Origin of the sequence: Chitinophaga eiseniae (assembly GCF_012641265.1) — a bacterium.
GTDB lineage: Bacteria > Bacteroidota > Bacteroidia > Chitinophagales > Chitinophagaceae > Chitinophaga > Chitinophaga eiseniae_A.
On record NZ_JABAHZ010000009.1, the window covers coordinates 157213 to 176289 of the forward strand.

15 protein-coding genes are annotated in these 19077 nt (G+C 47.7%); 5 read left to right on the plus strand and 10 right to left on the minus strand.

All coding sequences use genetic code 11. The features are described from left to right. Window positions 1–7 precede the first annotated feature (7 nt). The 7 genes from HGH91_RS27415 to HGH91_RS27445 form a co-directional block, all read right to left on the minus strand. On the minus strand, window positions 8–934 hold the full coding sequence (locus tag HGH91_RS27415) for an ABC transporter ATP-binding protein (protein WP_168742383.1): 927 nt from the start codon (window positions 932–934) through the stop codon (window positions 8–10). Window positions 935–954: 20 nt separating this feature from the next. Continuing rightward, complete coding sequence (locus HGH91_RS27420) at window positions 955–1710, minus strand: DUF4397 domain-containing protein (RefSeq protein WP_168742385.1); 756 nt, start codon at window positions 1708–1710, stop codon at window positions 955–957. Between the two features lies 1 nt (window position 1711). Then, entirely contained in the window at window positions 1712–3208 is a 1497-nt protein-coding gene (locus tag HGH91_RS27425) for a RagB/SusD family nutrient uptake outer membrane protein (RefSeq protein WP_168742387.1), read from the minus strand. Window positions 3209–3218: 10 nt separating this feature from the next. After that, window positions 3219–6581 (minus strand): SusC/RagA family TonB-linked outer membrane protein, encoded by a 3363-nt coding sequence (locus tag HGH91_RS27430; RefSeq protein ID WP_168742389.1) that lies wholly within the window; start codon window positions 6579–6581, stop codon window positions 3219–3221. 141 nt (window positions 6582–6722) lie between these two features. Further along, window positions 6723–7880 (minus strand): FecR family protein, encoded by a 1158-nt coding sequence (locus HGH91_RS27435; RefSeq protein WP_168742391.1) that lies wholly within the window; start codon window positions 7878–7880, stop codon window positions 6723–6725. 63 nt (window positions 7881–7943) lie between these two features. Further along, a complete protein-coding gene (locus HGH91_RS27440; RefSeq protein WP_168742393.1) occupies window positions 7944–8522 on the minus strand; it encodes an RNA polymerase sigma factor in 579 nt (192 codons plus the stop codon). Between the two features lie 82 nt (window positions 8523–8604). After that, a complete protein-coding gene (locus HGH91_RS27445) occupies window positions 8605–10020 on the minus strand; it encodes a PLP-dependent aminotransferase family protein (protein WP_168742395.1) in 1416 nt (471 codons plus the stop codon). A 150-nt stretch (window positions 10021–10170) separates the two neighbouring features. On the opposite strand from HGH91_RS27445, the gene HGH91_RS27450 reads away from it, so the two are divergent. Then, window positions 10171–10401, plus strand: a complete 231-nt coding sequence (locus HGH91_RS27450) for a thioredoxin family protein (RefSeq protein WP_168742397.1) — start codon at window positions 10171–10173, stop codon at window positions 10399–10401. A 76-nt stretch (window positions 10402–10477) separates the two neighbouring features. Continuing rightward, complete coding sequence (locus HGH91_RS27455) at window positions 10478–11200, plus strand: AAA family ATPase (protein WP_168742399.1); 723 nt, start codon at window positions 10478–10480, stop codon at window positions 11198–11200. Between the two features lie 79 nt (window positions 11201–11279). Here HGH91_RS27455 and HGH91_RS27460 read toward each other — a convergent pair whose 3' ends face one another. Beyond that, window positions 11280–12032: an SDR family NAD(P)-dependent oxidoreductase gene (locus HGH91_RS27460; protein WP_168742400.1), complete on the minus strand. Its 753-nt coding sequence runs from the start codon at window positions 12030–12032 to the stop codon at window positions 11280–11282. A gap of 106 nt (window positions 12033–12138) precedes the next feature. On the opposite strand from HGH91_RS27460, the gene HGH91_RS27465 reads away from it, so the two are divergent. Both HGH91_RS27465 and HGH91_RS27470 read left to right on the plus strand, forming a co-directional pair. After that, window positions 12139–12501 (plus strand): winged helix-turn-helix transcriptional regulator, encoded by a 363-nt coding sequence (locus tag HGH91_RS27465; RefSeq protein ID WP_168742402.1) that lies wholly within the window; start codon window positions 12139–12141, stop codon window positions 12499–12501. Between the two features lie 167 nt (window positions 12502–12668). Then, window positions 12669–14759: a family 20 glycosylhydrolase gene (locus HGH91_RS27470; protein ID WP_168742404.1), complete on the plus strand. Its 2091-nt coding sequence runs from the start codon at window positions 12669–12671 to the stop codon at window positions 14757–14759. Between the two features lie 92 nt (window positions 14760–14851). On the opposite strand, the gene HGH91_RS27475 is transcribed toward HGH91_RS27470, so the two are convergent. Then, window positions 14852–16105 (minus strand): TlpA disulfide reductase family protein, encoded by a 1254-nt coding sequence (locus HGH91_RS27475; RefSeq protein WP_168742406.1) that lies wholly within the window; start codon window positions 16103–16105, stop codon window positions 14852–14854. Window positions 16106–16927: 822 nt separating this feature from the next. On the opposite strand from HGH91_RS27475, the gene HGH91_RS27480 reads away from it, so the two are divergent. Next, window positions 16928–17860 (plus strand): DUF6454 family protein, encoded by a 933-nt coding sequence (locus HGH91_RS27480; protein WP_168742408.1) that lies wholly within the window; start codon window positions 16928–16930, stop codon window positions 17858–17860. A 4-nt stretch (window positions 17861–17864) separates the two neighbouring features. Here the strand turns inward: HGH91_RS27480 and HGH91_RS27485 are convergent, their stop codons facing one another. Beyond that, window positions 17865–19016: a hypothetical protein gene (locus HGH91_RS27485; RefSeq protein ID WP_168742410.1), complete on the minus strand. Its 1152-nt coding sequence runs from the start codon at window positions 19014–19016 to the stop codon at window positions 17865–17867. Window positions 19017–19077: the final 61 nt, after the last annotated feature.

Here is a 19077-nt window from a genome sequence, read left to right on the forward strand (position 1 = left end):
AAGAATATTATTGGAGAGATTGAATGGATAATTGCTTGAAAATATCGTCCAGCAGGCCTTTGTCGAGGTTGATCTCCCGCAGCCTCCATCCTTGCTGAACGCTGGCGCTGATGATCCTTTCGGTAATATCCTGGTCGCCATCGAAATAGATGCGTATTTGCCGGTCGCTCAGAAATTCCACTTTGGTAGCCCCTGGTATTTTCATCAGTTCTGTGGCGGAAGGAGGATTTTCCATGCGGGTCAATACGCTGTGTGGTTGTACATAGTTGTTGAAGGCGTCCATTGAATCGGAGAAGATCACCCGCCCTCCTTCTATCATCACTATTTCCCGACAGAGCAGGTGTATTTCCGACAGGATATGGGAAGAGAGCAATACGGTATGGTCCTGTCCTATTTCCCGTATTAATTTCCTGGCTTCGATCAGCTGGTTAGGATCGAGCCCGTTGGTGGGCTCGTCCATCACTACCAGTTTGGGCTTGTGGATGATGGCCTGCGCAATGCCTACACGTTGGCGATAGCCGCCGGAGAGATTACCTATCAGCCGGGTGCTGAAGTGAGCAATCCCGCACCGTTCTTTCGCTTCTTCTACCGCCTGTTTTATCTTTCCTTTCTCCATTCTGCGCAGCTGGGCACAGTAAGCCAGGTATTCATCTACCGTGAGATCGGTATATACCGGTGGATTTTGTGGCAGGAAACCGATGTTTTTCTTAGCTTCTTCCGGGTTTTCCCGCATGTTGATGCCATTGACAGTCACCTGGCCTTCCGTTTGATTGAGCACCCCACACAGGATGTTCATGGTGGTAGATTTACCAGCACCGTTGGAGCCGAGTAGTCCTACTACCCCTGCCTGGTTGATTTCCAGGTTGATGTCACGTATCGCCCAGGCGCTGCTGTAGCGGTGCGAGAGCCCCTCTATTTTTAGTATTGTACTCATAGCGGTTGTTGAATGTTGAATCAATAGTTTACGACCATCACCGTTTGTTGCCGGGGGCCAGTACCTCCCGGTACGCCTATCAGCGCCAGGGTGGCGTTCTGGTACAGCCAGGGATGCCGGTTAGGCGGCAACGGCGGATTTCGTATGCCCGTTGCCGTATAGGTGGCAATAACCGCATCCGAGGCTGCGTCCCGGAACTCAAACACATAGTCTCCGTAATAGGTATTCACAGGATAAATAATAAAATCTGACATTGCTTTATAGGCGATACTGGTTACCTCCGGCTTATTCTTGCCCTTCATCACCACTTTCACGGGTTTGCTGCCGGGAGAGAGATTTATAAACCGGATACCGGTAGTGCTGTCGCCCAGGCGGTGATACGGCAGGTGGTCCTCTGCGAGCAGGCTATCCGGCTGCTCCAGCGTGCCTGTCACAAATAATGAGTGCATAGACCCTATGGGCAATTGCAGCTTCATTTTGAGCAAAGGCACATCCTTGTCGGTCGTATCGGGATAGTTGTATATCCATAGCGGCTGTTCCCCGCCAGAGGAATTATAGTGATTATTGATGGTGTTGAACTGGCCGTATTGTATCAACCTTAATCGGTAGAAGTCAAACGGCAGTCCGCCTTTCAGGTTGGGCGCCAGCCAGCTGCTGCCGGCTACGGCATTGACAATATTGAGCGAAGTGGTACCTGGCGGTGCTACCGATTCCTTGCCGCAGGATACCAATACGGTAGCTAACAGCCATGCATATATGAAAAAGTAGGATCTCATCTTAGTAGCCTGGATTTTGGGTGAGGAAATGGTTGACAGTGATCTCCGGTACAGGGATCGGGTACAATGCCTGGAAGTCGCCCAGCCACGGTTGTTTGAGCGGCACAGCCGATAATACATCATGCATCCGTTTAGTACGTTTCAGGTCGAACCAACGGTGCCCCCATTCGGCAAAGAGCTCTGTTTGCCTTTCTTTTGCCACGACGGCCAGCACCTGTTCCTTGCTGAGCGTAGCTGGTAAGGCCGGCAAGCCGGCGCGGCTGCGGATGGTATTCAGATCCGCAATAGCGGCAGCATTCCCTCCCGGGCCTCCATTGGCAGCGGCTTCTGCGCGAACCAGGTACATTTCCGCCAGGCGCAGTACCATATAATATTCTGCCGGTGGCATACCGAAACTTCCGTTAGGATTACCAACTTTATATTTAAACGGATAGCGGGTTACCCCCGGCTGGTTAGCGGTACCCATGGAGTTGTCGGTGCTGTCGGTCCATTTCTCAAAGCGTTGATCACCCTGTTCAAAAGCAGACAACAACGAAGGCGTGAGGCAGAACCTGCTTATTCCTATCTTCATTACATTGGGTATCATCGCAAATCCTTCGGGAGTGGCATCTTTCAGGTACATATCCTGCAGCGACTGTTGCAGCTGCCAGATGGCTTCCCGGCTGCCTTTGAGAAATACCTTGTTAAGATCGTTCTCCAGCGTATAGTCGGCCGAGTTATTAATTACCGTGGTTGCAGCCGCGGCCGCATTGGTATAATCGCCGAGGTACAGGTACACCCTGGCCAGCAGTGCGTTAGCAGCAAAGCTGTTGGGCCTTGTACGCTCACCGTTGGTAGTGGGATAAGTAGCAGGCATGGAAGTGGCTGCATCTTTCAGGTCCTGCAGGATCTGTTGATATACCTGCTGCTGTGGGGTACGCGGCAGCTGGGCCGTCTGGTTAAAATCTACCGTCATAGCCAGTGGCACATCTCCAAAAAAGTTAACCAGGTAGAAATAACTAAATGCCCGTACAAACTTAGCTTCCCCGGTGAGCGCCTTTCGTACACTGTCTTTCAGCATAGAAGATTTGGAATCTGCAATACCTTCAATAATAGAATTAGCGCCATAAATAGCGATGTAGGCACTTTCCCACATGGTCCAGGGCTGGCTGCTGTTATAGATGGTGAGTTTATTAGTAGTAAGGCCGTAATACGATTGTTCTGAAGTACCGCGGTAGTTATACAGTTCGTCTGACGACAAACTGCCCAATACGGTAGATAGTCCCGCAGCAAAGCTGGTAAGCCCCGCGCCACTCGCATCACCCGTGCTTTCACCATTGATCATACGGGTGTATACGCCCGCCATAGCGCTATTGGCCTGCTTTTCACTGCTGAATACCTGCCCGGTGGAGATGGTGTTGATCGGATCGGGTACCGTCACCAACTTTTTACAGGCACCCAACATTCCCAGCAGGAGGCAGCTGGAAGCGATCACAATTTTTCTCTGATATCTCTGCATAGCCATTGATTTAGAAATTAAAGGATAAGCCACCGGTAATCGTTCTGGAAGGAGGAACACTGGAGAGGTCCTGTACTTCCGGGTCTATACCGGGATAGTTGGTGATGGTAAACACGTTTTGTGTACGGATAAAAGCGCGGCAGGCAGTCATATGCGCCCTGGCCACCAGTTTATCCGGCAGGCTGTAGGTGAGCGACACATTGCGCAACCGGAAGTAAGATGCGTTGATATATTGAGCATCCGACGAACTGATAGAGGTACCGAAGCCATTGGTGAATCCTGGGCGGGTAGCGATATCGCCCGGCTTCTGCCAGTGATCCTGTAAGGCATCTGCCGGCAGGTTGCCAAATGCTCCTGGTACAACTATGTATGGATTTAACCCGATCTGCCGCTTGAAGTCGAAGAACAGGTCCAGACTCCAGCCTTTATAGGTAAATGAATTATTCAGGCCACCGTAATACTTAGGATTCGTATCCACTTTTACGTAGCGGTCGTCGTCAGCGGTACCCGCCGGTACGCCGGGGTTAAAATTTATCACGCCGTCCTTATTGAGATCTACAAAGGCGTACTTTCCGGTTTGCGGATCTATGCCCAGGTAGTGCAGTACGTATACGGTGCTGAGCGATTGCCCAACTTTATAGACGGAATAGTAAGGCGACTGCTCAATACCCGGGTACGAAATCAGCCGGTTCCTGTTGGTAGAGATATTGAAGGTCATAGACCAGCTGATATCTTTTTTATCGATCAGCCTGGCACGTACAAAGCCTTCCCAACCAGCGTTCTGTATTACCGCTGTCCAGTTGCCAACTACTGATCCGAAACCGGTATATTTCGGTGTAGGGATCTGTGTGATCTGGTTACCGGACCTGTTCTCGTAATAAGCACCTTCCAGGTTGATACGGTCGTTGAGGAAACTGACACTCAGGGCAGCTTCATATTTTTTATTGGATTCCCACTGGTATTGCTGATTCACCGCATGGATAGGAATAATAGGCTGTAATCCATTGTATGGGTTAAGCGGGCGGCCGCCCGACGTGGTAGCCCATTGCGACAAATACTGGTAGTCGCCAATAGAGGCATCGCCACCGGTGATACCGTAGCTGGTACGAAGCTTTACGAAGCTTACCCAGTCGGGCAGCAACTGCTTCATCCAGGGCTCTTCAGACGCATTCCAGGCCAGGCCTGCGGAGCCGAAGTTGCCGAACTGGCTGCCGGGGGCGAAACGGGAGGACCCGTCTCTCCTGGCGTTGAGGTTAATGATATACTTGTTATTCCAGTTATAGTTAATACGTCCGAATAAACCGGCGTATTTATAGCGTGCATAAGCCTCTGAGCTAATTTGTATGGGCGCATTGTTGATGCTGCGGAGCAGGTTATCATCGCTGTACCCCAGTCCAAACGTAGAGGCTCCATCAGTAATGGTCGACTGTAACGAGCCACCTACCTGTATTTTCAGATCACCTTTGCCAATGAAGCGGCTATAAGCTATCTGTGGTTCTATAATCCAGTTGGTGTTTTTAGTCGTTCCAAAATTGGCGGAGCCAGTGGGATTTGTAATTGGATTTTGTGAAGCAATCGGCGTAAACATATTACTGGAGCCCATCATATTCGTATATCCCGCCGTGGTAGAAATCGTGAATCCTTTCAGCAGTTCGTAACTGATCCCCAGGTTACTGCTGAATTGATTGGTTTCAATAATATTATTTTGCTTCAGATAAGCGAAGGGAAATCCGCCCGCGTTGCCGGTGGCATTCCAGTCGTCCCAGTTGAGGTCTCCCTTGCTGTTATAGATGGGAGGCGCATTAGGAGGCAACATAAATATGTTAGTGTTAGCATATACTGCATCCACATGTGTATAGGAATAAGTGGTTCCCAGGGAAACGTTGAGTTTCTGATTCTGGCTGCGGTGGCCGATGTTGGCGCTCAGCGTAGCCTGTTGATTAGATCCGCTTTTGCTGAGTACATCTACCTGCCGGGCATAGTTGCCACTGATGCGGAAGGTATTATGGGTATCGCCACCAGAAAGGCTGGTCATGACCGATGTTTGGCTGCCGGTACCCAGTAATTCTTTCTGCCAGTCGGTATACCGCGTAGTATCCCATGCCATCAGATCGGCCGCAGTTGCCGGCGTGGGCGCTACGCCATCATTTTTGAAGGCTTCGCGGCGCATTTGCAGGTACTGCTGTGTATTCAGCATTTTGCGGCGATGCGGCACGTCGATGTATCCCTGGTTAATATCCAGGGAGAAGTTGGTCTTGCCAGGTTTGCCTTTTTTGGTCGTGATCAGTATCACGCCATTAGCCGCGCGGGAACCATAAATGGCGGTAGCATCGGCATCTTTCAGTACTTCAATACTTTCAATATCGCGAGGGTTCATGCTGAACAGCGGGCTTTGTCCACCGGTAGCGGAAAAGCCGCCCTGTACAAAACCGGCAGAAATCCCTCCGTTATGTATAGAGCCGGGTAAGTCGAGTACAGTCAGCGGAACACCATCAATTACATAAAGTGGGTCGCCGATGAAATTATTTCCCAGGGAATTGCGTCCCCGGATTTCTACTTTCACCGGCGCATTGGCGTAACCGCTTGTTTGGGTGATCAATAGCCCCGGCGCCTGGCCCTGTAAGGCCAGCAGGGGATTAAGCACGGGCTGTCTTTCTATTTCTTTGGCAGTGATCTTGGTAATATTACCAGTGGCAAGACGTTTACTGGTAACACCATATGCCTGTACCACGGCCTGGTCTAGTTCGCTGGTAGCGGCTTTCATCCGTACATTAAAGGATGAAAACAGTTTGGCTACGGGTACGGATATCTTCTGGTAACCAATACAGGAAAAGGTCAATATATCCTCGTCTGTTACTTTCTTCACTGTAAATAGCCCCTTTTCATCGGTCTGTGTTCCTTTGCTGGTGCCGTTTATCACTACATTCACCGCCATTAGCGCGGCGCCTGTTTTGTCGTCGGATACCACGCCCGACACATCACGCGTGGGCGTTTTGTCGTCGGGCGTTATCTCCGGTTGACCACTGTTTTTCCGGAATAGTACGATGGTGGTTCCTACAATGTTGTAGCTCACCGGCATACCGGAAAAGATGGTTTTGAGAAATGCTTCTAATGGCTGGTTTTTGGCATTGACTGGAATAGTGACACTAGCGTCTATCTGGTCTGGATTAAATATCACGACATAGTTCGACTGTTTCTTTATCTCTGCAAATACCTGCTGCAACGAAGCTTTTTTGTTGCTATAGGTAATTGTTTGCGCTCCTGCCTGCAGGGATATCCCCAGGCTGAAGGTCATCAGCAACACTACGGTCAGCTTTTTAAAAAGCCGGTTCCTCCGGGCAAACCGTTTATAAAAATTGGATGCTGGAATCATGGTAATTCTGGTTGATTAAATAATTAATTTTAGTCAGGACAAAGCTCCGCCAGTAGCTTTCCAGCTTTTATTCAGCACAAGGCCTGTATGTTCATGCAATCTGTTGATGAGAATACGAGGTATGGCTCACATGACGGAATGTTACGGCATAATGATTAGTTTGTTGCCATCGACCCGGCAATGCACGCCCATGCTGCCCAGCACTATCAGTGCCTGTTTCAGGTCGAGGTCTCTTTTTATTTCGCCACTGAAAGGAACGTCTGGCACGCCTTTCTCATATACCACCTCTACGTTGTACCAGCGGGCTAGCTGTCGCAGTACTTCATCGAGGGGGGTGTGATCAAAGCGGAATAGTCCATCCTTCCAGGCAACGGCCATTTCCGTGTCGGTGTTGCTGGTCACATTCAACTGATCGTGACTGGCAATGGCCTGTTGTCCGGGCTCGAGTATGGCGGACTTCCCGTGGTGGGTCATCCTGACACTTCCCTGTAACAAGGTAGTGCGGATGGCCGGTTCGTCCGTATAGGCGTTCACGTTAAACGCCGTTCCCAATACTTCTACCGTAGCTTTGCCATTTATGTCTACCATAAACGGGTTATTAGCCTGTTGTTTTACATCGAAATATACTTCGCCGGTCATTTTCACCTGCCGGTATTTTCCATTAAAGGCGGTGGGGAAGCGGATACTGGATCCTGCATTCAGCCAGGCCGTGGTACCATCGGGCAGCAGCAGCTTATACTGGCCTCCCCGCGGCGTGGTGAGGGTATGGTATTCCATATTGCCCGCCTTGCCCTCATAATCCAGTTGGCCGCTGTCATTGTTCACTTTCAGTTCCCCGCTCTGTACAATATTGCCCTTGGCACTGTCGAGCTGTATCTGCCGCCCATCGGCCAGCGTTAACACGGCGTGATTGCCTTGTTTGGCCGGAGCGGCCAGGTTGCCGGCCAACGGCGGTGTGGTGTCCCGGTGGCGCATTACCAGCATGGCGGTACCGGCTGCGGCCAGGATGAGCACCGCGGCGGCGGCATAGCGGAGCCAAGGCCGGCGTAAAGGCACTACCGGTGTGGCAGTGCTTTCCATTAACCTGTTGAGGATACGAGCACTGGCGGCCGGCGAAAGTGCCGGCGGCTCCCCGAAAGAACGGTGATATACCGCTTCCAGCAAGGGCTCCAGTTGAGTATCTTCCTCCACAGGATTTTCCTTCAACCATGCAAACAAGGCAATACTCTCAGCGTCCGTGAGGGTACCGTCCAGGTATTTTTGCAGCAGGTCAGCAACAGGAAAATTTTTTGGCTCCATATCAATAAGACTAATGAATAAAACAAATGGGTGGATGCGTTGGAAAAAAAATCCAACTTTTTTTTATTTCAGGGATACCAGCAGTATCAGCAGGGAAATATTGCCATGCTCCAGCAGGTATTCCCGGATCGATTTAACGGCGAGTGACAGGTGCTGCTTAAAGGTATTACGGGAAATATTCATAAGAGCAGCCGCCTCTTCATAGCTTCTACCCTGCTGCCGGCAGAGGATAAACGCCTCCCGGCGCTGTGGCGGCAAGCTATTGATCGCCTTGTGCAACAGCTCTTCATATTGTTTGGCTTCCACGGCATTCATGAGCGACTGGTCATCGATGCCCAGGGAAGCGCGATGCATTACCTCGTCGCGGATGGTATCAAACAAGGCAATACGGTTCAATTGTGTAAGGGCGGTATTACGGGCCAGGCGGTACAGGTAGGCGGCAAACGACGACTTAATATCCAGTTGCGACCGGATTTCCCATATCTTCAGGAAAACATCATGCACCAGGTCCTCCGTTAGCGCCGGATTCCGGGTGAACTTCAGCAGGTAATTATAGATGCCGCCATGGTACTGCTGGTAGATAGCAGTAAACGCATCGCGGTTGCCGAGCGCCAGTTGTTGCAGTAGTTCCAGTTCATTCATCCCAATATAATGCCGTCAGCTCCCGTTCTCTGCGGCAGGGGTAAATTTAATACTAATTGTCAAATTTAATAGTATGCGTTGGCTACAGCAATTTTGCCAACGCCTGTATCCCCTCTTCCAGCTGTTCTTCTCCGGGAGAAGCATACCCCAGCCGGATACCATTCACCGGGGCATCATAGCTATAACTATCCGGGCAGATAATTTTAATACCTTTTGCCTGTAGCTTTTCTGAGATAAGAAACCAATCCACCGGCGCTTTTGGCACGATCCAAAACGCCAGTCCCCCATCAGGAACATGCCAGGAGGCTTTATGTTTCAGGTATTTTTGCAGCAACAGCGCAGCAGCATCTCTCCTGGCTTTATAGTGCAGGCCGGCCTTTTTAATATGCCGTTTGATAGTCCCGTCCCTGATGAGCTGTAATACTGCCTGCTCCATGATATTATCTCCCTGAACATCAATGATCTTACGGAGGGCTGCTACCTTGTCGAGCAGCTGCCGGTCGCTGCTGGCCAGGTAACCAATGCGTAAAGCCGGAGCTACCACCTTGCTCATGGTGCCGATATAGACATATTTTTTTAATTCTGTAAAAGTAGACAAGGGCAATACAGGGCGGTAGCCGAAGTGGAACTCATTGTCATAGTCATCTTCCACAATTGTAAACCCATACTCATTCGACAGCTCCACCAGCTTCAGGCGGCGCTGCAGGCTCAGGGTAACAGTGGTAGGATACTGCCGGTGTGGTGTCAGGTAGATGGCCCTGATCTTCTTTCGTGATTTCAGATGCCGGATAACGTCTGCAATCACCAGCCCTTCTTCATCAACATTTACCGGTAACAATTTGGCGCCTGTGCTCTCAAAAGCTTTCCAGGCAGGCTTATAGCCAGGGTTTTCTATCATGATATAATCCCCTTTCTCCAATAAGCTTTGCGCCACCAGGTACAGCGCCATCTGGCTGCCACGGGTAATACAGAGCATCTGCGCCTGTATACTCATTCCCCTTTGGTGGTTCAGCATTTGCGCCATCTCCTTCCGGAACTCCAGGTCGCCCAATTCGGTCCCATATCCCATCATCTGCCACTTTGCTTTCCGGTTGAAGATCTGGCGGTATGCCCTTGCCAGCTCGGCGATGGGTGCTATTTTGCTGTCGGGATAACCATCATCGAAAAAAATACGCCAGGGCTTCGTCGCCGGAGCAGCCGTTGGTTTCCCCCCCTTCTTCGGTGCATCAGGATGAAAAGGATAAGTAGCGGCTACAAAGGTGCCCCTTCGTTCCTTTGACTCCAGCCATCCTTCAATCAGCAATACATTCAGCGCTTCCACTACTGTATTCCGGTTTAGTTTCAACTGCTGCGAAAGATACCGGCTTCCCGGCAACGCGTCGCCCGACTTCAGTCTGCCGGAATGAATATCCTTTATGATGGCATCTGCCACCTGGAGATAGACGGCCTTATCAGACTGCTCATCCAATTGTACTTCCAACTTCCATGCTCTTAGCATCTGGACTACTTGTTTTTATAAATTCTGTACTAGTTACCTGGTCCAAATATAGTATACTTTTGTTTCATCATCACACAAAAGCCTGGCTGCTGAAGTGATAGCAGCCAGGCGCTCATTATACCAGTAAATATTAATTAAATTTGCATCATCATGGGAAAAGCAATTTTCTACCACGCCGGGTGTCCCGTTTGTGTCAGCGCAGAGCAAGACATTTTACACCTTATCCCTGGAAACCAGGTAGAGGTGATTCACTTAGGGACCGACAAATCAAAAATTACCGATGCTGCCAACGCAGGCATAAAGTCGGTTCCGGCGTTGGTAATGCCTAACGGCAATGTACTGCACATCAACTTTGGGGCTTCCATAGAAGATTTGAAGTAGTTGCCAGCTAACCCTCCTGGCATGCGGGAGGGTTGGTTGTACCAGCGAAGAAGGGAACCGCATAACAGTAACACGAATGAATATATACGATTTGATCATCCATGATCAACCAACCATACAACTGGAGGATATTTTCCTCCCGGGTCAAAACAGGCAAGCGATTCAGCAGCTCATCAAAGAGCACCGGTTCATACATACACTCCATCAATATGGGCTTCCGGTTAATAACAAACTACTGTTATATGGTAGTTCCGGTTGTGGGAAAACCACTACCGCCAAAGGCATCGCCGGCGCCATGAAGAAACCTTTGCTGATACTGAACCTGAGTAACGTTATTTGCGCCCGCATCGGGGAAACAGCTCAAAACATCAAATCTGTTTTTGATAAAGCCGCCAGGGAAGGCGCTGTCCTCTTCCTGGATGAGTTTGACCAGATTGGTAAAGCACGCAGCGATGATGATAAAGATGTAGGAGAAATGCGGCGCCTGGTGAATACGCTGATCCAGCTGATCGATTACTACCCTGAAAAATCGTTGCTCATTTGTGCCACTAACCATATTGAAATGATTGATGCGGCCCTGCTGAGGCGTTTTCAACTGCGCATCCGTTTTGAAATGCCCGGTACAAAAGAGCTGGATAATTATTACGATCAGCTGCTGAAGCCCTTCTCACCACATTTACAACAAATAGAACGTGCCTATAACATCTCCTTTGCCGAAGCAAAGGATACGGCATTTACACAGGTAAAGTCCAGTCTCATCGCTGAACTGGAATTACAGGCCACATTGACGCAGGTATAAGGATAAAAATTCATCAAAAGGCGATTAACCTATTGCTAACCTTTTGATGAATCTCTAACTTCACCCCACCTCAATTCCGTTAGAACGGATACCTCCGCATACCTCCATCCACCGCCACTACGCTACCGGTAACATAGCGGGCCCGGGGCGACACCAGGAAAACGGCCATGTTGGCAATGTCCTCCGGTTCACCAAAATCACCCAATGGAATTTCATTCCCGGCGAATTCCGCGCGCGCTTCACCAGAAAAGAAACGCCTGATGTTATTCGTATCAATAAGTCCAGGCTGAAGACTGTTTACACGGATACCATACTGGCCTAATTGTCCGGCCAGTCCCTTCGACCAGGCAACCAACGATGCCTTCGCTACTGCAGATACATTGATGGAGCGTAATTCATAAGAGCTCGTAATATTCAGGATAACGCCCTGTTTACGTGCCATAAAATGAGGTAACAGCTGTTCGGTAAGCTGGCGTGGACGCTCAAAATCAAGTGTCATCGATTGCTGCCATGCATCCGCTGCGCCGACAACATCTACTGGCTGGCTTCGGCCTGCATTATTAATCAGGATATCCACCTGCCCCAGGTTCGATAATGCAGCTGCGGCTATCAACTGTGGGGCGTCGGGAGCCATCAGATCCTGTACCATTACAACGGGTGCCACACCGCCGGCAAGTATAATTTCTTCCTGGAGTGTGTCCAGCAAATTTTTATTGCGGGCAATGGCTAATACTTTTACGCCTTCTATAGCCAACTCTTTTGTAATAGCGCGCCCAAATCCCTGGCTAGCGCCTGTAACTACTGCTGTTTTTCCATTTAAATAGAGATCCATAATCCTAATCTTTTTTGCCTTCAAAAATTCTTTGTAAAAGTAGTGGGGACCAGTTAATTTTATGCACGATACCATCAATTGTATGGTACGAACAAATATGTAAGTAATGGCAACCAGGAAGATAAATTCTACATATACCCGCAACGAATCCACCATCATTGAATGTGACCTTACCTACGCTGTTTACATGATAGGTGGCAGGTGGAAATTGCTCATACTTAGTAAACTGGAAGGCAAAACACTACGGTTCGGTGAACTAAAAAAAGCATTCCCCTATATCACAGAACGTATGCTCACGCTGCAATTGAAAGCACTTGAACAAGACGGATTGGTAAAGCGCACCGTATACGCGGAAGTGCCACCCAGGGTTGAATATGAATTAACTGAGGTGGCACGGGAATTAGAACCGATCCTTAAAATGCTAAGTACCTGGGGTAACAAACAACGAAGCATGACCACCATGAAGTAGGAATTCAACCGGTTCTGCTATTTTGACCAATATCCCTCCTATATTACCTTTTACATAACCGGGTACAGAAAATCACCCGGAAGTTATTACATTAGATATGCGATAGCAACCGCTATTGCCAATGCCAGTCAGGCAGCCAATCAGTGAACAATGTTATTACATACCAAATGAAAAAAACTTTTCTTATTACCGGTTTAGCGCTGGGATTCTTTCAGGGTAATGCCTGGTCACAAACCACCAACCCCGCTCCATTTGTAATCCCAGGCCTACAGGAATGGCAGGGGAGCAAGGGACAATTTACCCTTCAACCGGCCAGTGCTATTGTTTTGGAGCCGGCATCGGCCCAGGCGCTATCTGCTACTGCGCAGGTGCTGCAACAGGACCTGTTGCCTTTAACCCATGGCATTTCTCTCTCTATTAAGACCGGCACACCCACTGCGGGCGATATTTTTCTCCGGCTGAACAGCGCAGATACCGCGCTCGGCAAAGAAGGCTACGTGGTAACTGCAGGAAAGGACGTGCTGCAAATAGCTGCACCAAGTACCCGGGGCGTGTTCTGGGGCACGCGTACGCTGCTGCAGGTATTGGAACAGGATAGTCTTCATACTCATTTTCCCTGCGGTACTGCAAGAGACTATCCCCGTTACGCTGTTCGCGGCTTTGTACTGGACGTAGGACGTAAGTTCTTCAGCCTCGACTTCCTCCGGCAGTATGTGAAATTCATGTCGTACTACAAGATGAATGATTTTCATATACACCTCAACGATAACGGCTTCAAGCAATTCTTTGGAAAAAACTGGGATAGCACCTATGCAGCTTTTCGCCTGGAAAGCGATTTCTATCCCGGGCTTACGGCTAAAGACGGCTCCTATACCAAACAGGAATTCAGGGACCTGCAGGCACTGGCAGCTTCCTATGGTGTGAATATAGTGCCGGAGATAGATGTGCCGGCACATTCTCTGGCGTTTACCAAACTTCGCCCCGAGATTGGCAGCAAAAAATATGGGATGGATCATCTCGACCTGGATAACCCGGTTACCTACCAGGTCATCGACAGCGTATTCATGGAGTACCTGGCAGGACCTAACCCGGTATTTACAGGCCAGGAAGTGCACATCGGAACAGACGAGTATGCCAAAGCCGCAGCAGAGCAATTCCGCGCATTTACCGACCATTACATACGCCTGGTAGAAAACTACGGAAAAAAGGTACGGGTCTGGGGCGCCCTCACACATGCCCAGGGCAATACCCCGGTGAAGGTAAAAGATGTGACGATGAATATGTGGTATAACGGTTATGCCGATCCGGTAGCCATGAAAAAACTGGGATACAATATGATCTCTACCCCCGATGGATGGCTGTACATTGTTCCCGCGGCAGGTTATTACTACGACTACCTCAATTTACCTCAACTATACAACAAATGGGAACCGGTACAGATAGGCGATGTAAGGTTTAATGACGGCGATCCGCAGGTCCTGGGCGGTTCTTTTGCCGTATGGAACGACCACGTAGGCAACGGCATTACCGAGCAAGACGTACATGACCGCGTATTCCCGGCTATGCAGGTCCTCTCTCAAAAAATGTGGAGAGGCGCCGACAGCACGCAAAGCTATGCCGTATTTGCCGCCCAAGCCGCTAATACCGGCGAAGGCCCTGGCGCCAATATGCGCGGCAAACTCAAAGGAAAGAATGGGCTGGTGTTACAATACGAACCTGGGAAAAATAAAAGCAAAGACAATTCCGGCAATCAAAGAAACCTGGGTAAAATAACCAATGCAGCCCTCCAGCACGACGGCCTGCATGTCAATGGAGGACGGAGTTTCGCACAAACGCCTGTTCGCGAAATCGGGTATGATTACACGGTGATGTTCACTGTTAAACCAGATGCCGGTAATGCACCCAATGCCGTATTATTCAGCTCTCCCCACGCCACCGTTAAACTTAAACAACAGCAAACCGGTAAGCTGGGCTTCTCACGGGAAGGCTACGATTATACTTTCGATTATACCGTACCGGCTAATCAATGGACCAAGCTGGCTATCAGCGGGGATCACAAAGGCACCCGCCTGTACGTGAACGGGCAATTGGTACAAAACCTGGAAAAGAAAAAGATAGGTTTTGCGGGCGTCAAAGATTCCATGATGATTGTGCAAACATTGGTATTCCCATTGCAAAATATCGGAGACACTGCACATGCCTTCAAGGGAGTGATAAAAGATATACAGGTATGGAATACCGCAGATAAACTGAAATAGCGGGCGTTTCTGAAACATAAATGATATACCCGGGCTCAAATGAGTCCGGGTATGTCATTTATGGCTGCTAATGTTTGTCAATGTAACGCCGCTTAGTGAATCAACTTCGATATTTCGGATGTTATCTGGTAAGCCGGCACAGCATCAACTCCGCTACCGAATTTCTTTACCAGCTTTCCTTCTTTATCAATAAGTAATAGAAATGGGAAACCGTCTACGAAAAATCTATCGCTGATTAACTTATCTACCGGATCAATTCGCACATGTTGATCATTTTGCATAATCTGCGGCCATTCGATGCTATCCTGTACCATGGCTTTTCTGAGGTCTGTCTGCCTGGCATCGAAAGAGATGCCTATAATTTCCAAGTGATCCCTGTACTGCTGGTAAATTGCTTTCAGATCGGGGGTGAGCCGTCTGCAGGGCACACACCAGGAAGCCCAGAAATCAAGTAAGACATACTTTCGCCCACGGTATTTACGTAATGAAATAGTATCTCCGGTAGTATTGATAGCAACAAAATTACTGGTTTCGCCTCCTAATGGGATCAACTTGACTTTCGTTAATTTTCGCGAAAGTTCAGTTCCAACAAAACTTCGTTTCAGCTTTTCCGGGAAGCTGTGCAGCAAAGCGCTGGCATAAGTAAACCCAATAGTCCCAGCCTGTACTTTACGTAATAAAATATTGGCGGTAAAATAAGAGTGCAAATGCCGTATCATAAATAACGAGTCAACTGCGTCTTTCTCCTTATATAGCGACGTCAACCTGGATGATAGCGAATCTATCTCGTGCTTTAGCTCCTTTTTGAGGACCACAGCAGAATCTTTCTTATCTTTTTTATATAACAACGCTATTGCGCTCATCCTTTCCTGAACAGGCGCTATAATAGCAGTTATGGGCGCCCTTAATTTGCGTAATCTCATCCTATCTTTATCAGTCGCAGAACCTTTCAATATTATTTCATTAAACTTATTGACAGCTGCGCTTAGGTACATCAGGGTGGGTTCCAGGTAAATTTCTCCAGAGTTTAGACTACCTATATCCGGACCTTCAGCTAAGGACTTCAAGGTAATAAACGCCATGCAAGGCTCAGCTATAGCGCCTTTTAAGAAAAAACGGCCGTCTTTTACAACGCTACTATCCAACTTTCCGCGATTCTGATCATCGCGATAATATAAGTATACTTTGCCCGAATCCAGCCCTTTTATTTCACCACGGAGAAAGAATTGGGTATTTGATTGTGCCTGAATACCCCAAAAGACGAATAGCAAGGCTAATGTCATTAATCCCCTAATGACGTTACGCTGGCTAAAATAAGGAGCCCGAGAGCTGGATATATTATTCATCTTAACCTCCTTAAAAAAATAAATGCTCAGGAATACCTGGATTTTGCCATATAAATTTAATCTAAATGTCAGACCCAGGTATTCATTTCAAAACCCATTGAATACTAAAGGCAGTCTAAAAACGAAATACTGGGATCTGAAATACACTTTACCTGTGTACAAGTGCTTAGTTTATCTACGCCGCATTTATCTCCTGGGTCAGAGCACCCGGCAGAATTCTCACATCCTCCTCCTGAGCTTCCATCTCCACCTAAAATGTTTCTTAACTGATCCCTGGAGAGTAGCTCATGGGCAGGCAGATTACTTAATTTCAATTTTTTCATAAATGTTGCTTTTTAATGAAAGAATAAGAAAACTGTATATAGTAGGCGCTTAATCCAACATAAGCAAGGAAAACTATCACGTGTATAGTATCTGGGGTATAAAATCGCCAGAATAAACCGGCAACATTTCTGTTGTAACAAATAGTGGTTTGCATAACGTATAGAAAATAAAGGGTTACCTGGGTCTAAAATATTGGAAAAGATGCTGTACGCCACGGAACAACTAACATGGCAATTGAATTAAAGATAGGAACGACTGATAATCTAAACCACCATTTAAATGACTTTTCCTGGTGCTTTTTTTACCTGGATCAAATCAAAGTGTGTGGCTGATGCTAATGCTTTCTTCAGCTCACAGCGCGGTATTTGTAAGAACAAGGAGGCAAAGCCGTTAGCTCCTTATTGGATAGGATTTCGCACCCAATACTTGTTGTTAATTTTATAATATTAGCTTTACTGGTATTTATGTAACATTACCTGCATAAACCTGGACAATAAAATGCCTACAAGAAGAGATTTCCTAAAACATAGCCTGCTTCCTCTGGGCGCACTTTGCCTGTCACCAAACCTGGAAAGCCTCTCCCAACCCAAAAGGCAGGAAAGCCTTTTAAGCAAGCGGCTGAAATCCCTCACCCGGCATACTCCCTGGAACCAGGTGGCAGCTACCAAGATCCGGTTCAACACCTTCCATTGCCAGGGAATGGTGAGGATCGGAACAGATTGCTGGGTATCTTCTGTAGAGGTGCACCCCGGCAATGATCGATCCTCCGGAGCAGGACACCTGTTTAAAATCGATGCTGATGGTAACCTGCTAGCGGATATTGCCGTTGGTGAAGGAGCGATCTTTCACCCCAGCGGCATCGATTTCGATGGCACTCACATCTGGATAGCAGCCGCTGAATACCGGCCCGACAGCCGGTCTATTATTTACCGGTTCGATCCCCGCCAGATGGTCCTTGAAGAAGTGTTTAGATGGAATGACCATATCGGCGGCATTGCCAGGAATCCTGATGCCAATACTTTACACGGCATCAGCTGGGGTTCGCGCCGGTTCTATCAATGGGCATTAAATGAAACAGGTAAGCTACGCCATACAAACGTCTCTCCCCTACCCAACCACGCATATTACATCGACTACCAGGATAATCAATACCTGGGAGGTGGGGAAATGCTTTATACGGGTCTTAGTACTTACAAGAGGCATGGAAAGCCCTCCTTTTCCCTGGGTGGAATAGAGATCATTGATCTCGAAAAATATCAGCCACTTCACCAGGTGCCGGTTGAATTGTGGTCGCCCGCTACGGATGCTGTTATGACACAAAATCCCAGCTTCTTTGAGCTGGGAGAAGGGGATAAAGTGCGGGGCTATTTTATGCCAGATGATAATGAGTCTACGTTGTTTGTTTACGAAGCATCCGCGGGATTGAGGTGATTCATCAATCTTGTGTCATGATGCTTTTAATAAACTCATGCTGTTTTTCTAGAAATTCCTTACCCGACATCCGTTGATCTCCCACCTTTGCCTTTGTAAGGCTGAATAAATTGGTGAAGATATAATTATCAACAAGCGGATAAAGAGCTGCCTCACACCTCGCATAGGCGATAAATGCAGTAAGTTGACTGGCATTTAAGGATGATTTAATTAACGATAAAATATCCTTCCCCATAAAATATAAAGAGTTGGTATCGTAACCGCTACTGAAAATAGTCATCCCCTCTTTATTCCTGATGCCTGAATAAATCCCTTTATGTAATAGGTCCCACTGCATATGGGATACTCCAGGCACGTACTCTTTTATCTTTTGAATAAAAAAATCTATATTCTCCACTGTATCCTCTGGAAACACCTTATTTCTAAATTGCCAATCTCCTTTAACAAAAGACTTATAATTCAAGGGAATGTTAAATCTATTGCTTACACTATCCTGAAACCGCTTCCATTTACGAAGATGCTCTTCGTAAACTCGCAGTTGTTGAAACTTGTTAACGGAACCATATTTAGCAACAATAAGATCCTGCAAAGAGGTGTACTCTTTTGATTTATACCAAAACCTGGCGGCTCCTATACCACGCTCGTTTGCCTCAAACAATATGTTTCTAGCATGCTTTTCATAATCCAAAAAATAACAGAAATAACTATTCTTAAAAGAGGCTCGCGTTGTCTCATGAACCTCGGCGACGAAGCCATCACCGTAGGCTAGTTGCGCAAATTCAGGCTTAGGTCCAAAGAAACCATATACTTTTAAAAAAGGATAGGCAACTACACAAACCTCAGCAGAATCGTTAAATAATAGGCCGTTAAATGTTAACGTATCGCTTTCAACATTGATCACAAATTTAACAACAGGATAAATCTTAACTGAATCAATCCGGGTATGCGGGTATTTTTTGTTCTCTAACCAACTCACCTCTTTTACATCCCAATTCTCCCATCCATATATCCAATTAATACTACTATCCGTTAATATTTTCGCATAATAGTTAACGGAGTCAATATTTGTTGCCTGAAAATGATGTTGAGCATTTAATTGATTACAAAAAAAGAAACAAACAAAAAGGGAGAAAGCGCCGGGGGATATATTTTCCATCTCTACATCTTTTGGGTTATTCAAGTTCGGGAGTTGACATAAGGTTATCGGCAATAAAAAG

Bases quoted from the DNA above. Each gene is read 5' to 3' on its own strand.
- HGH91_RS27415 (WP_168742383.1), bottom strand. From the start codon at position 934: ATGAGTACAATACTAAAAATAGAGGGGCTCTCGCACCGCTACAGCAGC.
- HGH91_RS27485 (WP_168742410.1), bottom strand. From the start codon at position 19,016: ATGGAAAATATATCCCCCGGCGCTTTCTCCCTTTTTGTTTGTTTCTTT.
- HGH91_RS27430 (WP_168742389.1), bottom strand. From the start codon at position 6,581: ATGATTCCAGCATCCAATTTTTATAAACGGTTTGCCCGGAGGAACCGG.
- HGH91_RS27465 (WP_168742402.1), top strand. From the start codon at position 12,139: ATGGCAACCAGGAAGATAAATTCTACATATACCCGCAACGAATCCACC.
- HGH91_RS27455 (WP_168742399.1), top strand. From the start codon at position 10,478: ATGAATATATACGATTTGATCATCCATGATCAACCAACCATACAACTG.
- HGH91_RS27420 (WP_168742385.1), bottom strand. From the start codon at position 1,710: ATGAGATCCTACTTTTTCATATATGCATGGCTGTTAGCTACCGTATTG.
- HGH91_RS27440 (WP_168742393.1), bottom strand. From the start codon at position 8,522: ATGAATGAACTGGAACTACTGCAACAACTGGCGCTCGGCAACCGCGAT.
- HGH91_RS27450 (WP_168742397.1), top strand. From the start codon at position 10,171: ATGGGAAAAGCAATTTTCTACCACGCCGGGTGTCCCGTTTGTGTCAGC.
- HGH91_RS27425 (WP_168742387.1), bottom strand. From the start codon at position 3,208: ATGCAGAGATATCAGAGAAAAATTGTGATCGCTTCCAGCTGCCTCCTG.
- HGH91_RS27480 (WP_168742408.1), top strand. From the start codon at position 16,928: ATGCCTACAAGAAGAGATTTCCTAAAACATAGCCTGCTTCCTCTGGGC.
- HGH91_RS27445 (WP_168742395.1), bottom strand. From the start codon at position 10,020: ATGCTAAGAGCATGGAAGTTGGAAGTACAATTGGATGAGCAGTCTGAT.
- HGH91_RS27470 (WP_168742404.1), top strand. From the start codon at position 12,669: ATGAAAAAAACTTTTCTTATTACCGGTTTAGCGCTGGGATTCTTTCAG.
- HGH91_RS27460 (WP_168742400.1), bottom strand. From the start codon at position 12,032: ATGGATCTCTATTTAAATGGAAAAACAGCAGTAGTTACAGGCGCTAGC.
- HGH91_RS27435 (WP_168742391.1), bottom strand. From the start codon at position 7,880: ATGGAGCCAAAAAATTTTCCTGTTGCTGACCTGCTGCAAAAATACCTG.
- HGH91_RS27475 (WP_168742406.1), bottom strand. From the start codon at position 16,105: ATGAATAATATATCCAGCTCTCGGGCTCCTTATTTTAGCCAGCGTAAC.